Raw genomic sequence first — 14,565 nt, forward strand, 5'->3', positions numbered from 1 at the left:
CATTTTAAACATCTGATACAAGTCGTAGGCTCATAATTAAAGAAATCTTCCTTCCCCGATGACGCATTGTATGTTTTCTGAACTTTTTATGTTTACCTTATATCGTCGGTAATAGCGCCCGCCTAGTTAAGCAAAGAGTGAAATTACGCGATATGGGAAATGTGGTTTTCCATAAGGATGTTTTCGTCAATAAAGGGGAAACATCCCTCAGGGGAATGTTTCCCCTGAGAAGTGACTGGTTGATTAAATCAACGTTGGTAAAGTGGGCTACGCCACCAGCGCCTGCTCACGCAACACCAGGTATTCAAATGCTTCCCGCGAAAAACGAGCGGCACGAAATACAGCCCGGTTATCTTCTTTTAGCATTTGCAGCCACGAGGCAATATAGCTCTCATGTTGCAAGTCACCATGAATGCCAAGCTCAGCACACAGAAAGGCCGATCCCATCTCCGCTATCAGCTCTTCAAATCCATAAACCGGATCGCCAAACTTCCGCGAAGTGGAAACAATACCGTCTCTCGCCAGCCGAGAAACATGCCCAGTAGAATGCACCAGTTCATGCAACAGCGTACTGTAGTAGTCTTCCACCGAATCAAACTGAGCGGCTTCCGGCATCATAATGTGGTCAACTCCCGGGCGGTAATACGCACGATCCTGATAGCGATGCTTCACTGGCACACCACTACAAGCTACAATCTGCTCTGCCCGGGCAATGCGTTTCACGTCGGGCAAAACCGGTATTTCCGGGTAAAGGTTGTCAGGCAGTTTTTCACACTGCTCAACGTTGAAAAGGTGAAAGCTGGCCATAAAGCAGCGATCCTGCATAACCATCTCGCCGTTCTCATCAAACATCGGCTGGCCGCTGTTATCCGTAGCCTCTTTCTGGAACGGTTTAAACAGCGTCACCAGCGTCGATTTTTCGCCTTTCCGGACACTCCCACCGGCATCAAGTGCCTGTTTGAACGTCAGCCAGCGATTTGAATGAAATCCCTTATTGGCAGCATCGATCCATAACAGCATCACGTTTATACCGCTGTAGTTCCGGCCAGTTATGGCATTAGCAGGCAAACCCTCCTTTCCGGTTTGCCATGCTTTACGCCAGGGTACTGTACCGTTCTCCAGCGCCGTAATAATCTTGTCGGTTACGGTCTGGAACAAATCCTGCCGTGGGGCAGATTTGCGGTTGGTAGTTTTCTTCGTCATATGCCATTCCCATCAATAAAAAACGGGAATGGCTCCCAGACGGGGAACAATCCCCGTTGGGTTAAAGTAAAAATCAACCAATTAATCAGTTATTAACCATTCATTCAGTTCATCCTGAAAAGAAAAATCCCAAACGCCTGGGCATACTGTCCTGGCCAGTTTAATAACTTCATCGTAAAAAGCCTTACATGAAGGATGTTTATAGCGTGATAAATCGCCATTACATCCCTCTATAAAAGTTCGGGCCAGCCTGGAAATCTGCCACTGATTATCAGTGACATTACTCTCATCTGGTTCCATTTTAAGACCCAGACGCTCGTATGCGGCAACGGTCAACAATTCCCCCTCAAGATTTGCCAGCTCACATAAAGCGTCTATAGAAAAGAGTTTCTCTAGCATTAAAAAGGAACTAGCTCCGGATAAGGCAGCCATAATTTCGACCGATTCAGCGTGCTTTAGTGCATAATCGCGTAGAGCGAAGCAAAGACGAATGTCTTCGTCATCTTCATTAAGGATGGAAAGTTCTCCCAGTGCCAATAAAGACAACGTGATACCAAAAGCCTCTGCAGTCATTGCACCTTCATAGCCATTTCCTGGCACGCTGACACGATACGTCAAAGCCCCTATAGGCACTGTATAAAAGCTATTGTTTGACAATCCGCGACCTTCCCAGCGAACCGGAGCGGCATTACAGTAATCAACACTAAGTTCATCAGCCCAATCATAAAAGAATGATTCGCGTTGACGAGATTTTATAAATTCATGGAACACAGAATCAAAATCACAGTGTTCTGTTACCCGGATGGTTTGTTTCGTTGCCATAAAAAATCCTCGCAGGTTAAGGGCGGGGATTGCTCCCTGACGGGAAATCAATCCCCGCAAGGGTCAAGTTAAGATTTTAAGCAAAACAGCCTTATTGGTGCCTGAAGCCGTGTTCCGTCAACGTTTTTTCTAATTTCCGGATCGCATCAAGCATTTCATCGCATTCGCTGTTAGTCATGGCAAAGTCACGCATCGTATTCCATGTCAGACATTGAGTCAGATGCGATAATGCCAGCGCTTCGTCGTCAGTCAGTTCAAGCTGAAGTGTCATCTCTCATTCTCCCAGGGTTACAACCAGCACATCGTCAACATATCTGGCGACAAAGTTTTGCGTCCGTTCAGCAGTCTCACCTCCCAGACGGACAAATAGTGTCAGTGAAAATGTCACCTGCTGAGTGTCGGGATCTGGACGATGGTTCCAGGCATCCTGTGCGGCTTTAATCAGCGCAAATTGCCGACGTTCCCACTGGGAAAAATCAAACACTTCAATAGCGTGTTCCCAGGCCGGGAGCGTGATAGAAACAGGCGTAAATGCCAGAGATAAGCGATTAGTCATCGGTGTATTCCTTACGTAAAAAAGGGAACACCGATCCCCTGTGGGAAGCGTGTTCCCTTAGGGCGAGTGAAAATATTGATAGCGGAAAATCCGCTGTGGTCAGAAGTGTACCTTCATCGCGAAAGCGACCGCTGTTTTCAAAGGCTAAACAGCGTTACCGCCCGAAGGCATCGTCTCTCAGGTCATGACGATTTTGGCTGGTAATCACCCGAAGGCGTCCCTCTCAGATTACCGGACGGGACATTGGCTGTTGTCGGAGACAACGAGTTAGCGTTTAAATGCTATCGCTTATATTCCACAGAGGCAAGCTGGTTTAATTAATCCTCCATATCTGGTTTATTATAGACACGTTCAATATAACGCCCCCGACCATCACCGTGCCCCAGATCCATTGACACCATTGCTTTTGCCTCATCGTCACTCATACCTTTACTTTTATGATATTCCATTGCTTCACCTGCCCAGGCATATCGCAGACTATGAGGTGCATATTTCCCCACTAATCCCGCATCTCTGATAATATTTCGATAGCGATCAATCGCTGATTTCAGATCCGGTTTATCAACCAACTTACCATCATTTCCGGCAGCAATTTTCAAAGCATAATTGACGGCGTTTAGCATTTTATCGCGATCTATAACTGTCGTGTCTCTTGGACGTCCTCCTTTTGTACCAAATACGATCCTGACACGATCATCACCACGCGATAATGCGCGTTGCCAGGTTTTTAGTGATTTAACAGATTGCACCGCTTCTTCGGTCCTCAGACCAAAACAACGAGCAACCTGCATTGCAGCTGCTACGCCAACGTCTTGCTTCTCTGAATAAGCGAACGCTGCGAGATAGCGTTCGCTATTAATTGCGACTTTAGTACCGTCACGACTGGCATCAGATAATCCGAGAGCTGAATTACTTAATTTCTCGTGACCAGGATCGGCAAGTTTTGTCCGACCAGCAACGGTCAGAATATTTCTGATTGCGGCCATCTCATTCTGCATTGTTCTTTTGGATATCCCTTCAGCCTGGCGACTCTTCACATACAGCTCTATATGATGGGTTTTTATATGCTTTACGTCCCGAATCTGAATATTTAACTTAGCTATCCTTTCCGCTATACGGGTGGCGATCTTTGAACGATCCGCAATAGTTTTAAACCCACCACCGCCCTGCCTTGCCAGCGTGACGAGCTGCTTACTTAATTTAGACATACCTGTCCTCCTTTACTAAGAAATACAGATCAAGCTCTTCTCCCAAAATAAGGAAACGATCGCGATCTATATTCTGAATATTCACACAGAATATGAGTGATACATCTGGCCCCGACGACACGGTTAGGTTTTGCGCTTCCTGCGTCTCGACTGGTATCTGTGCATCGGGGTGACAACATGTTGAGTTTTTACGAGGTTCCCCAGCTCGCAGAGCTGTTCGCGGCGTATGCCGTCCTGACGTTAGTCAGACTACCTCCATACGTCAGCTTTCACTGACATTGCCATTGATACCGAGTCGAATTTTCTCCTGAAGTTGATACGTCTACGCTCATGGTTTCTCCGTGAATGGATGCCTTCCGTGATAAGACGTTATGGTTAAAAAGTGTGCTTAAAGATGCTATTTTCCCAGTCCGATCGCCGTGGCTACGTGTGCGTCAGACTGTACAGGGTGCTGAAAGACCGCATTCCGTCTGCTAAGACGGTGCCCTTTCGCGCAGCGTCACTTGGTATCGCTACCGCTCTTACACAAGTGACGCTGCACATATCCCATCGCCAAATGCCGCTCTTGCAGATGCCAAATGTTCCAATTGGCATAGCAACGAGCCGCAAATGTTGCCGGGATAAGCTGGACGTAAGCCCAAAGGAAAAACAGCTTTAAGGATATCGGGCAGACGTCGTTGCCCTGCGTTGAAGTGTACCTTTATCGCTTGCGCGATCGCCGTTCTCAAAGGTTAAACGGTGTTATCGCCCGAAGGCTTCGTCTCTCAGATTACGACGATTTTGGCTGCGGCCACCCGAAGGCATCAGTCTCAGGCCGCGCTTCTTTCCCTATGATATTGGCTTGCGATCACCCGAAGGCGCTTCTCTCAAATCGCTGGCACAGTTCCGCTTGCGTTGAAGCATTGGCTGTTGTCGGAGACAACAGTGTAACGCCCGGAGAATAAATCTTTCGATGAGATCTTTCAATATATTGCTTTAATTTTCAGCATCTATTAATCTCGATTTATAGCGACATTGATAGGGACATATTAATGGATGGTGTAATAAAATGGTTCAGTGAAGAGAAAGGGTACGGATTCATCACTGACAAGAATAACAAAGACTATTATTTTCATGTCAGTGATATAAACGGCGCCTTGGTTCCTGAAAAAGGAAATAATGTTAGCTTTGAAATTGAAATATCACTAAAAGGCGAGCGAGCAAGGAAGGTAATCATTACCCAAAAGGCTAAGAATACATCATATGATGATAGATTATATTTTTGTCGCTGTTGTAATAAAAAAGTTTTCCCACGGATGATTACTTACCAAGGGGAACCACAAAAAACAGTATGTCCATATTGTGCGAGAACAATAAAAGTTTTTAAAAAAAGCAGCATCTTTGATTTATTCATAAAGTTGTTCGATTTTATCCTTTCTACTATTGCTATGTTATTTGAAGTCATTGCATGGATTTTCAATTTATTTATAGGCAAGAAAAAATAATGGATAATAACCGAATGAAAAACAATAATAAAACATCACACCAATCAGATATCTGGTCTGTACTTTTCAATGGGCTAACCGAAGCCATAAAGATGGTCCTTTCGATTATTGTTGCTGTCGCCGGAAGCAAAGCTGTTACTTCAACCGATGACGAAGAACTGCATGCAGGTTACAGAAATGGACATAGTGGCTACGGTAACTATGGTGAAAACAACCAACGAATCTATTCTGATGACGATTTATAGAAGCAGGCAACAAGATTTCTTTTCCGTTGCCTGCTTTTTGGGGTTATTTTTTCGCTTTGGAAGCCCCTTTTGTAGCTACAGTTTTAACGACCTCACCAGCCACACCGGGTCCCTTAGCTCCCGCTTGCTGCGATCCTTGACTAGCTTTATCGACTGCTGAAGACAACGCCTGTCCTATATTCACACCACTCCAACTCACAGCACCAAACCAGAACATCGGTAGTACCACATACATAGCTCCCAGCACCAGATTCATAATCCACCCATCCGAGCCGATGCTGGCAATCCAGTTATTGAAGTTGTTGGTATACCCCTTATAGCTAGCGTACAGCAACTGGATAAGCTTATCGTCCAACCAGCCACCCAGTTCCCACCAGAACGGAACAAAAATTATCGCAAACATCGCAAACGTAATGGTGACCACCACTTTCGGATCGTAAGCACCAAAGAGCATCACCAGCGGAATGCTGATCACCAGGGCCATCAATATAATGCTGTGCACCATCGGCAGCGCCTGCCGCAGAGCATCAAATGCCGGTAGCTGAGTGGTCTGTGCTGACAGCGCCCCAAGCCCACTCAGGAACTGTTTGATACCCGTATCGATACCCGTTCCTTGCCCCTGCTGATTGCCCATCATGTAGGTGTCACCACCACCGGAAAGTTGCGTATTCTGAGGGCTGACCAGCCAGCGCAGCAGACTTTCTTCCCAGTTATTAGGGGATTTAGCCTTCATCATATTGATCGTTCGGACATCGAAGTTTTTCAGCAGACGACTTTGTAGCCCTTTCCCTGATGCGCTCCACCAGTCTTTGCACGTCGGATACCCCCCTCGGCCAACATCAGGGTAACCACTGTCACGCCCTTCATTATAAGGCCATGCAGATAATGGTTCTGTTGACGTGTAATAGTCGTAATATCCTCCAGTATTAAGAAAATAACTCGATCCAATCCAACCAACCGAATCAACTGTTACCGCTGTCAGTTTTGGATTACTGTTTTTGAGTTTGTAATATGCTTTTGCATAACACTGTCTGGCAAAATCCTGAACTTCCTGCCTGATTACAGGATCAATTAATTTCGTATGCTGCACTTCAAAACGCAGTGTCCGGAAGTCATTGCCACAGGGAATAGAGGCTATCGCGGCGTGTGTAATCCCTTTCGATAGCGAATGTACCAGATACCACCATGCCGGGATTTTCGCAGTCTGGCCGTTAAGCTCAGCAATTAATGGCCCATAGCCGGACTCATCCGGTTTAGGCACGTTCACGCCGCACTGTGAAGAACGAGTGCGATCAAACTTCATCGTCGAGATATCAACGTCCTGTATCGGCATCGCACAAAACATGATCACCACAAAGGCGACATAAATGACATGCTCCATACGCGGTAATGCCAGCGCCCCTTTGTTACCTTCGTCGTCCCCCTCTTCCCTAACCTTCAGCCAGACGCCCGCTATTTTGAATGCCAGCGGGATGGCAAAAATCCCGGTGGTGGTAATAATCGTCCACAGCGCGTTATTGATCAGCCAGCCCATCAGAACCAGCACCATTTCAAGGTAGCTATCAGCTGTCATCACATTCCCCAACGCGAGCAGGTGATTTCAATCATCACAAACAGGCACACCGTCATGATTTCCAGCCGGTATACCTGAAAGCGGCGGGTACAGTGACTTAGCAGATAGCCCCGGACACGGTGCAGCCAGAAAAACGCGATAACCGTATACAGCACCAGCCTCCAGAGCAGGAGCGGCGTTTTTATCTGGCGTAGCCATGCCCGGAGTTCTGCCTCACTGCCGACAAAATGCAGAAGGATGAAACTTAAGCCTCCCAGCACCAGAATGGCAGTAACGCAGAGCAGCATAATCCGCACGATTCGTTGCCAGAGTGGTTTACGAATGATGTCCATATCATTCCTCCACCTTTTCATTAAGATTCTGTATGGCATCGTCATTCTGATGTGCAGACTGGCGTAACCCATTGTCCGCCTCGCGACTTTCCTGGCGGCTTAGGGCAACAAGCAATGTGTTATTGCTGATTGCCTTTCGTATCTCCATCTCATTCTTCAGCGCCTGAACTTCGCGATCCAGAAACTCAAGGCGACGATCAGACTCGGTGAGTGCCATTGTTTGATCCGCCGCGTTTGGTTCAGCCTGGCCTGCCATCAACATACGGCGCATTCCCAGAGCAGTAGAAATCGTATCTGCCATAGCCAGTTCGCTGGCAAGTCGTTGTACTAATGCAGCGTTATCCGGGTCATCCTTCAGTGCCTGAATCACACCTCGGGTAACGGTCAAATCACCTGATTTAAGTTTTGCCAGGTTGGAGGCATTTGGAGCCAAGTTCCCGTTTACCAGCTTCGCTAGCGTTTCCGTATTTTCTTTTGTGGTTTCCTCCAGCATCGGAGAAAAACCAACGCCAGCAGTTGATGCTCCCGCTTCGTTTTCTACACCACCACTACTGCACTCACTGGCTTCTGTACATGTTCGAATAGCCCGGTCACCCAGCACTTTCACGACGGCTTCTGCCGCCTCCTCACTGGTTTTATATTTTTTGCACAGAGATCCATTACAAGCAGATCCACTTACCCCCCCACTACTGGTTACTGGTTGCTTATTTAGAATATTGAATCCAGCTTTTGCCATGTCATGCGTCGGCCTTATCGCTTTTTGCCCACTGCCACCACGTTTCTGCCCCCCGATCCATTTCACACCTTCTTTACCAGTAGTGGTTTTTAATTGATTATCAGCCGCTACCGCGTCCGGAGTTATAGAGACTATTTTTTTGAATTCTTCACCAATAGACGCCTGTGTCCATTTGCTTGAGTAAGCAAAGTCAGTCATTTTTGTTGCCATGTTTTGGCAATTCAACTGTGCTTTATCGAAAGCAACGGTTGCCTGTAAAATGCCATTGGACAGTAATTCATATAAACCTGGATTCGCTCTTTGTAAAACCATAGCGGGCAAACTAGCAACAGCTCCGGTAGCACCTGTAATTACCGTTCCCATCATATCTTTGAAGCCATTCGTCACACCATTCAGCTGATTTTTAACTGTGGTAGTTACATCAAAATTACCGCACATAAAGTCGCTGTCCCAGTTGATGCCCATACTGATTTTTTCCATATTGTTATTGCTGGGCGGCTGCGATATTACCGTCCCGCCACCAATTGTATAAAATAAGTTATCATTAACTGCTCCTTTTATTCCCTTACTGTTATCTTGATTAATAAATTCATTGTCCAGATCAAATACAGCCTGTGCTGGAGTACTCAGGGTAATATTTGCCAATAAAACACCGCTCAAAATAAAATTTTTGTTCATAATAACTTTCCTTGTAATTAAATAGCTGCGCCGGTGCTGTAGAGAAAGGTTTGCCCCATTTGCTTACAACAACTGTAGGGTTGCCATAGCGCCCAGGCATAATTACCGTCCAGTGAAAGTGGATTTATATTGGTAATCTCTGTGATGTCAGGAAATACGGCGCAGGTCATAGATGGCATCGGAGTCAAACGCTGCCATTTGTGGTTACGCATCCCCGTATTCTCCAGGACCGGAAATGGAGGCCAGTAACCCGGTTTAGGCATATCCACCATTGGTTGATATACATGCAACTGACCAACTCGGGTAATAATATCTGCCGCCCGCTGTGCTACGACCGCAGCAGCTTTATAGTCATTTGTCTGTGTCACAAACCCACTACGCGGATAAACATTCCCCCACATGCTCCCGGCAACGGTTGAGCCTATTTCACGCAATCCCGGTGTAATAGCTTCCGGGAAAAATGATTCTGGAAGCCCGGACCGCCATACCACAGCATCCAGAGTACTCAGGAGGTACGGCATCATCGGTGTGGCAGAACTTGCGCAGGTGTACCCCATTTGCCCCGTGAAGTTATTAAATGCTGGAGATGCTAACGCAGGATGGCCGATCGCATCGGCATTCTTGAAATGCAAGTTGTCTTTGCGTCTAGAGCGTTTTTGTTCATTCGCACCACCACCGTCGGCAATGCCAGGAAGCACTGGTCCCATAAATGCAACTTCAACCCAGGGATTTCCACCGGCCTCGTTGTAGCTGGAAACTACCGCATTAGGAATAAAGTGATGCACTTTTACCGATGTTTTTACCGTACAGCCTACGGGAGTACAGAATAACCAATAGCAAATGCCAACGACTTTATACTCCATGCATTGAGGTGATAGTGCACTGGCGATGATTTGCGCAGAGGTGATTGCAGAAGTCACAGCTCCAACAGTAAAAGGTTGTGTTGCCCATCCGACAATCAGTGCAAGAGCCAGCCGGTTTTGACGAATTCGACTTAAACTCATTGTGCCTCCCTGAACTTAGTAAGACTTGCCTGAGCTACCGCCACATCTGCCGTTCCATAAACTACATAGCTGTTGTCAAATACCACGGCAGGGTATTTCTCCAGTTTAAGACTGTACGCCTGTAAAACGCCCTGATATGCCTGTGTTATTTGCTGTTGTTTTTGCTGCCAGTCTGGTGAATGGATGATGGTTTTTGCAACCTGTTCTGCCTGCACTGGATCAGAAGGCAACTCACCAAACAGGTGCCGCTGAACGGTATCCGGCGCATCCAGGTAAACCACCTGTTCGCTGGCAGTATTTACAGTATTTAATGGGGGATGGTGGCTGTCGGTGTAAACAACGGTTGCTGCCGGTGCCTGAGCAGCAACGGACAGCAACAAAATCAGGAACTTAGAAGGTCTCATAACGCACTCCTGTGAGGGGGAAAATCACAGGGTGCGCGGGATCAAAATGAAAGGCAGCAAACAACTCTTTACTGCTTTTTGAAATTTTTCAAAACAATACTGGTCGATTGGCCGATAGTTTCAAGGGGTCTAAGACTCTAAACTTAGTAGCAACAGCCCGTTAATAAATGGTTATTTATTCACTGCAAAGGATATATTTTGACTACTCAAACAGCCAATTCGGTATTAGATCTTGATCGCTTAGACTGGTCTCGTAGAGCAAATTGCTTCGTGTGTCATGCTGCTGATATTCCAGTATCTAGCGGAATATTCTATGAGATTGGGTCGAATGACCTAAAACATACAATCTCAACCAATAATACAACTGGGCAACCAGAAGGTGCTTTTGTGCATGGTAATCTGGACGGTTCGGCATTTCGTTGCCCACACTGTGGCCCATACGTTGTAAGCGGCTCCCTAATGGCTTCGGGAAATGCTGCTGTGCAAATTAGAGAATATCTCAGCACTCATCAGGAATACCAAGATGCCCCTAAAGTCATTCATACTTACGACGTAGGTCTTTAATGACTGGCAATTTCAGTATTGAGGTCCTTCACGTTAATGGTTCTTTAACACAACCTATTCCATCCATGTAGAAACAGAATCTGGTAAAAGAGTAACTGTTAGTGTCCCTTACGATACCAATGGTTCAGCATCAGTAAACATTGATGGTGAATTCATATAACTATATGTTTAATAAGCTCCAGTTCTCGTTTCACTAGAGCTTATTTGCTATAATTCTCTCACTAACGCTATTACCAGATAAACCACATCCACCGCATCAGGCACATTGATATACCAGCGTGGCGCATGTTCATAATCCTCCGCCACCGGCCAGCGCAGACTGCCGGTGACCGTCAGCAGCAGATTAACCATGCCTGATTTCCCCACCACCTGAACAGCCAGGCAGTTATGCCCGGCCACGCGATGAGGAGAATAAGTAAACGTCGCCTTCTCCCCTACCTGCTGACGGATCTGGCGGCATAATTCCTCCAGTTGTGCATGATGGTGCTGGCTGATTCGCGGATTACCCTGTGGCGGCGCATCAAACAACACGCTGGTAGTGGAAATATTACCGTCCACCACGTCCAGCACGGTGGATCTGAATCGCATCATGCTGCCTCCTTCGTGGTAATACCACGGGCGATATCCAGTTGCTGTGCAATACGCTTCGCCGCATCCAGCTCGCTGATACCGTATTCAACCATCAGCGCCCTGCGTGCCGCCTTCTCATCTTTCTCTGTCATCCCCAGAGCCAGATACAGGCTTGGCGGTACAGCCCGGAACAGCGCCTCGATACGACTTGCCAGTACCACGCCTTCGGTGTAGCAGCGCGGCGTTTTAGTTGCAGAAAGCAGCATCGCTTTTTGCTCTGCGGTGAGCTTTTTAAAACGAGCGATCTCTTCCACCTCTTCCGGGGGCATCACCAGACACAGCCACCACTCAATCATATTGAGCATCTTCTTGGCCGTGGCCGGGAAGTCTTCCAGGTTCTGCGTTGCCAGCCATAACCACGCGCCGAGCTTACGCCACATCTTCACCACCTTAACCACATACGGGGCCAGCAGCGAGTTCGTGGTGATCATATGCGCCTCATCGGTAGGGAAGACGATTTCCCGGTCCAGAAACTGGTCACGTTCGGCGATGTTATTGATGGTGTTAACCATGGATGTATAAGCCACCGCCAGTGGTGCTTCATAGCCTTCACGCGCCAGCGTACCCAGGTCAATCAACGTAACATCCGCTTCCGGCCAGTTCTGTCCCGGTCGGTTAAATAGCTCGCCCAGGAAGCCCTGCATAAATACACCCAATGACTCGCCCATATTCTGCGCCCGGGCACGGCGAACTTCAGGACGTGATTCATCCTTCGCGAAGGCGTAAAACGCATCCTGAAGGTCGGCGGTGATCATCTGCCTGTCTTCATTCCAGGCTTTACGCGCACTGGCCAGAATCGCCTCTCGCATCATGCCCCGGTCGGCACGTTCCAGCCGCGCCTCTTCTTTCGCCTCACCACCGGTGATCATCAGACGGGCAACAATCTCCAGTTCGCCCAGGATATCGCGCTCTTCCTCTGCGTCGCCGTCATCCGTTTCCTCCACCTCGATACGCTCACTCAGTTCGCTCTCGTCAACGTTTTTCACCGGCGCTTCAATTAGCTTGTACGCATCGGCAAACGGGGCCAGCGAGATACCGCAACCCGGTTTGATGCTGATCTTATTCACCGATAACTCCAGCTCCGCGCAGTAGTCTGCAAACAGACCAAACGAGTTACCGGCTTCAGCAATAAACAGACGGGGCCGGTGAATCGCCATCAGTTGAGCAAAGAGGCTGTTAAGCGTCGCGGACTTACCGGAACCTGTCGGGCCAAACAGTACCAGATGCGCATTTTTGGAACGGTCGGAACTGTTAAGCGGATCGAAGGTCAGCGGCGCTCCGCCCCGGTTAAAGAAGGTGAAGCCCGGATGACCGGTGCCGGTGTCACGACCAAACACCGGCAGCATATTTGCCATATGCTGAACAAACGTCAGGCGAGTGTACCAATTCTTCTTGTCTAGCGTCGGGTTAAAGCACATCGGCAGCGCCCGGAGATAGCTATTCAGCGGCGCAACATCATATTCTGGTTTCACCGGCTGCAAACCAGCGTTAAGGAGGATAGCCGTCAGGTCGCGCTGGCGACTGTTCAGCGTTTTCAGAGATTCACCGGAGAGAAAGAACGTCATGCTGGCGCGATATAGTTTATGCCGTTCACCCAGATAACTTTTTGCTGTATCAGCATCGGCCCGGACGCGTTCGGACTCAGTGTTTTCACCAATCGCGTTTTTCGCCAGATGGTTGAAGCGTTCTTCCAGCACGTCCTGCGGTTGCACGACTATCGTAAGGGAAATCACCGTTCCTTCCGGCAGCAAGTCCATCAGCGCGTTGATGTTCTCCCTTTGCGGGTTTCGCCGGTCAGATGGCCGACCGAGGGCGCCCGACGGATGCGGTCAATTGTCACCGCTTTATGCGGTCGCTCATCAAACCACCACACACCATTCTCAACGTCAGAACGAGGTGGCGTAAACATCAGGGTTTCACTGAAATCGTTAAGTACCGGCAGCTCGCCGTTGCGGGTGTCAACATGTGCCGCCGTGCGATACAGAGTCTCCTTATCCACCCAGTCCGGCTCAGGGTTAAACCAGCGCAGCAGCCAGGCGTGGATCTGCTCGCCGTTCTGCCGGGAAGTCACTATTCCCGCCCCCGCTAACGCAGAAGATAGCCGCTCGCAAACCTGATTCAGTTGCTCTTCCGGCGAATATGGTTCGTTCGCTCCCGGGTTCACATAGCGATAAATGACCATCCGGGTACGACGCTGCTGGCCGCGCCACGGCGCACCTGTAATCGCTTTGTCGATAAACAGCCCTTTAGGTACGGCAATACCGCGCATATGGCATTCCATCTCATTCATATATGCGTTGGTGAATGCCGTTCCCTGCGCCCACGGTTTGACATAGCCACGCAGCCTATCGATGTACTCTGTCACGTCAGTTTCGTCCTGACAGAAGAACTGGATGACCCACGGGTGACTGTCGCGCTCGTCAAAGCTGTCCTGAAGCGCATCCTCAACGATGTCGCGGATCTCTTCCAGGCGTTCGCCGGTGCGCCCTTCGGTTCCGACCGGCACCACTTCAAATACGGCGCCCACCGAAACTCCATCATCGAGCAGCAAACTCTGGCTTTCCGGCAGGTATTCCACCCACGGCAGGAAATCGATAAACGATGCGTTATTGGGATACAGCGAACACACACCATCCTGCGTCAGTCTGCCGCTCTTTTTCAGCTCCGGACCGGATGGTTCACCAGTAGCGGGCTGCGGCTGCTTTTTTTTCGTAAACAAACTGAACATCAAAGCGCCTCCAGCCGTTCACCCGGCAATGCATACTGCACCCGGCTGTAGAAAGAGAAGACCGAGCTATAACCCGGCACCGGCGCAGGCTCATTGCCCGCCATATGCGGGTAGATATAAATCACCATATCCGGGTTAGGCAGTCGCGGGAAAAGTTGCTGAATTTCATTTTGCGCATCGCGGGTATAGCTCTCTTCCAGTGTCTGACGGGTCGTCATTTCCGTATCGGTCAGTCCCCGACGGAGTACGCTCCGGGCCTCCGTCGTGGTCCGGGCAATACTGGCTTTGTTCTGCCACAAATCCAGCATCGTGCCGTCACCAGGTGGCAATATTTCATCTTTAGATGTGCTGCATCCGACCAGTAATAACGCGACCAGCACAAGCAAGTATCCTTTCAT

14 protein-coding genes and 1 pseudogene are annotated in these 14,565 nt (G+C 48.6%); 2 read left to right on the forward strand and 13 right to left on the reverse strand.

Annotated elements, in window-relative coordinates:
• Positions 1-267 precede the first annotated feature (267 nt).
• The 5 genes from AACU94_RS18665 to AACU94_RS18685 all read right to left on the reverse strand — a co-directional run bounded on the left by AACU94_RS18665 (position 268) and on the right by AACU94_RS18685 (position 3,789).
• A complete protein-coding gene (locus tag AACU94_RS18665; RefSeq protein ID WP_135490028.1) occupies positions 268-1,203 on the reverse strand; it encodes an ArdC family protein in 936 nt (311 codons plus the stop codon).
• A gap of 81 nt (positions 1,204-1,284) precedes the next feature.
• Complete coding sequence (locus AACU94_RS18670) at positions 1,285-2,025, reverse strand: antirestriction protein (RefSeq protein WP_240726516.1); 741 nt, start codon at positions 2,023-2,025, stop codon at positions 1,285-1,287.
• Between the two features lie 91 nt (positions 2,026-2,116).
• The gene (locus AACU94_RS18675) at positions 2,117-2,296 is read right to left on the reverse strand and encodes a DUF7706 family protein (protein ID WP_135490029.1); all 180 of its coding nucleotides are present in this window, start codon (positions 2,294-2,296) and stop codon (positions 2,117-2,119) included.
• Between the two features lie 3 nt (positions 2,297-2,299).
• Positions 2,300-2,581 carry a hypothetical protein gene (locus AACU94_RS18680; RefSeq protein WP_079497156.1) on the reverse strand — a complete coding sequence of 94 codons (282 nt, stop codon included), beginning with the start codon at positions 2,579-2,581 and terminating at the stop codon, positions 2,300-2,302.
• A gap of 317 nt (positions 2,582-2,898) precedes the next feature.
• Positions 2,899-3,789, reverse strand: a complete 891-nt coding sequence (locus AACU94_RS18685) for an integrase domain-containing protein (protein ID WP_135490030.1) — start codon at positions 3,787-3,789, stop codon at positions 2,899-2,901.
• A 1,031-nt stretch (positions 3,790-4,820) separates the two neighbouring features.
• Between AACU94_RS18685 and AACU94_RS18690 the strand changes: the two genes are divergently transcribed.
• Together AACU94_RS18690 and AACU94_RS18695 are read left to right on the forward strand one after the other, a co-directional pair.
• The gene (locus AACU94_RS18690) at positions 4,821-5,273 is read left to right on the forward strand and encodes a cold shock domain-containing protein (protein ID WP_135490031.1); all 453 of its coding nucleotides are present in this window, start codon (positions 4,821-4,823) and stop codon (positions 5,271-5,273) included.
• 14 nt (positions 5,274-5,287) lie between these two features.
• Positions 5,288-5,518 carry a hypothetical protein gene (locus tag AACU94_RS18695; RefSeq protein ID WP_135490032.1) on the forward strand — a complete coding sequence of 77 codons (231 nt, stop codon included), beginning with the start codon at positions 5,288-5,290 and terminating at the stop codon, positions 5,516-5,518.
• 43 nt (positions 5,519-5,561) lie between these two features.
• Here AACU94_RS18695 and AACU94_RS18700 read toward each other — a convergent pair whose 3' ends face one another.
• The 8 genes and pseudogenes from AACU94_RS18700 to AACU94_RS18735 form a co-directional block, all read right to left on the reverse strand.
• Positions 5,562-7,091: a conjugal transfer protein TraG N-terminal domain-containing protein gene (locus AACU94_RS18700; protein WP_135490033.1), complete on the reverse strand. Its 1,530-nt coding sequence runs from the start codon at positions 7,089-7,091 to the stop codon at positions 5,562-5,564.
• Entirely contained in the window at positions 7,091-7,423 is a 333-nt protein-coding gene (locus AACU94_RS18705) for a hypothetical protein (RefSeq protein WP_135487868.1), read from the reverse strand. The genes AACU94_RS18700 and AACU94_RS18705 overlap by 1 nt, the downstream gene beginning before the upstream one ends.
• A gap of 1 nt (position 7,424) precedes the next feature.
• Positions 7,425-8,837 (reverse strand): integrating conjugative element protein, encoded by a 1,413-nt coding sequence (locus AACU94_RS18710; protein ID WP_135487867.1) that lies wholly within the window; start codon positions 8,835-8,837, stop codon positions 7,425-7,427.
• A gap of 17 nt (positions 8,838-8,854) precedes the next feature.
• Positions 8,855-9,841, reverse strand: coding sequence for a TIGR03756 family integrating conjugative element protein (locus AACU94_RS18715; RefSeq protein ID WP_087901627.1), 987 nt, complete (start codon positions 9,839-9,841; stop codon positions 8,855-8,857).
• Positions 9,838-10,245: a TIGR03757 family integrating conjugative element protein gene (locus tag AACU94_RS18720; RefSeq protein WP_135490034.1), complete on the reverse strand. Its 408-nt coding sequence runs from the start codon at positions 10,243-10,245 to the stop codon at positions 9,838-9,840. The genes AACU94_RS18715 and AACU94_RS18720 overlap by 4 nt, the downstream gene beginning before the upstream one ends.
• A gap of 771 nt (positions 10,246-11,016) precedes the next feature.
• Complete coding sequence (locus AACU94_RS18725) at positions 11,017-11,400, reverse strand: hypothetical protein (protein WP_135490035.1); 384 nt, start codon at positions 11,398-11,400, stop codon at positions 11,017-11,019.
• Positions 11,397-14,170, reverse strand: a pseudogene (locus tag AACU94_RS18730) (conjugative transfer ATPase). The gene AACU94_RS18725 and the pseudogene AACU94_RS18730 overlap by 4 nt, the downstream one beginning before the upstream one ends.
• Entirely contained in the window at positions 14,167-14,565 is a 399-nt protein-coding gene (locus tag AACU94_RS18735) for a TIGR03751 family conjugal transfer lipoprotein (RefSeq protein ID WP_135490036.1), read from the reverse strand. Before AACU94_RS18735 ends, AACU94_RS18730 begins: the two are co-directional and overlap by 4 nt.

The sequence above is a fragment of the Escherichia sp. E4702 genome (genome assembly GCF_963883545.1).
GTDB lineage: Bacteria > Pseudomonadota > Gammaproteobacteria > Enterobacterales > Enterobacteriaceae > Escherichia.

Bases quoted from the DNA above. Each gene is read 5' to 3' on its own strand.
- AACU94_RS18725 (WP_135490035.1), bottom strand. From the start codon at position 11,400: ATGATGCGATTCAGATCCACCGTGCTGGACGTGGTGGACGGTAATATT.
- AACU94_RS18715 (WP_087901627.1), bottom strand. From the start codon at position 9,841: ATGAGTTTAAGTCGAATTCGTCAAAACCGGCTGGCTCTTGCACTGATT.
- AACU94_RS18710 (WP_135487867.1), bottom strand. From the start codon at position 8,837: ATGAACAAAAATTTTATTTTGAGCGGTGTTTTATTGGCAAATATTACC.
- AACU94_RS18680 (WP_079497156.1), bottom strand. From the start codon at position 2,581: ATGACTAATCGCTTATCTCTGGCATTTACGCCTGTTTCTATCACGCTC.
- AACU94_RS18670 (WP_240726516.1), bottom strand. From the start codon at position 2,025: ATGGCAACGAAACAAACCATCCGGGTAACAGAACACTGTGATTTTGAT.
- AACU94_RS18685 (WP_135490030.1), bottom strand. From the start codon at position 3,789: ATGTCTAAATTAAGTAAGCAGCTCGTCACGCTGGCAAGGCAGGGCGGT.
- AACU94_RS18735 (WP_135490036.1), bottom strand. From the start codon at position 14,565: ATGAAAGGATACTTGCTTGTGCTGGTCGCGTTATTACTGGTCGGATGC.
- AACU94_RS18705 (WP_135487868.1), bottom strand. From the start codon at position 7,423: ATGGACATCATTCGTAAACCACTCTGGCAACGAATCGTGCGGATTATG.
- AACU94_RS18675 (WP_135490029.1), bottom strand. From the start codon at position 2,296: ATGACACTTCAGCTTGAACTGACTGACGACGAAGCGCTGGCATTATCG.
- AACU94_RS18700 (WP_135490033.1), bottom strand. From the start codon at position 7,091: ATGACAGCTGATAGCTACCTTGAAATGGTGCTGGTTCTGATGGGCTGG.
- AACU94_RS18665 (WP_135490028.1), bottom strand. From the start codon at position 1,203: ATGACGAAGAAAACTACCAACCGCAAATCTGCCCCACGGCAGGATTTG.
- AACU94_RS18690 (WP_135490031.1), top strand. From the start codon at position 4,821: ATGGATGGTGTAATAAAATGGTTCAGTGAAGAGAAAGGGTACGGATTC.
- AACU94_RS18720 (WP_135490034.1), bottom strand. From the start codon at position 10,245: ATGAGACCTTCTAAGTTCCTGATTTTGTTGCTGTCCGTTGCTGCTCAG.
- AACU94_RS18695 (WP_135490032.1), top strand. From the start codon at position 5,288: ATGAAAAACAATAATAAAACATCACACCAATCAGATATCTGGTCTGTA.